The sequence below is a fragment of the Gordonia sp. DT219 genome, assembly GCF_049847065.1.
GTDB lineage: Bacteria > Actinomycetota > Actinomycetes > Mycobacteriales > Mycobacteriaceae > Gordonia.
In genome coordinates this window covers 1-230 of sequence record NZ_JBNCNR010000132.1, presented here as the reverse complement: position 1 = coordinate 230, position 230 = coordinate 1, and the positions used below count along the sequence as shown (strand labels likewise).

Annotated in this window: 1 protein-coding gene; it reads left to right on the top strand. The window is 64.8% G+C overall.

Going from position 1 to position 230, the window contains the following annotated elements:
• Window positions 1-230, top strand: a 230-nt coding sequence (locus tag ACPXB3_RS22735) for a DUF222 domain-containing protein (protein ID WP_425729913.1), incomplete at both ends; no start/stop codon positions are given.

Below are 230 nucleotides of genomic sequence, written 5' to 3'. Positions count from 1 at the left end.
CCCGACGGCGAGTTGACCGACGACACCGACCGGCAGCAGAAACGTCAGGTGTTCCTCGGCCGCCAAGACACCCAGCAGATGTCGAAGATGACCGGCAAAATGACCCCGGAATGCCGCGCCGATCAAGAAGCCGTCTGGGCGGTATGGGCCGCACCCGGCATGAACAACCCCGACGACCCCGACTCACCGTCGGGTTCCGTCGAAGACGCCGACCCCGAAAAATTGGCGGC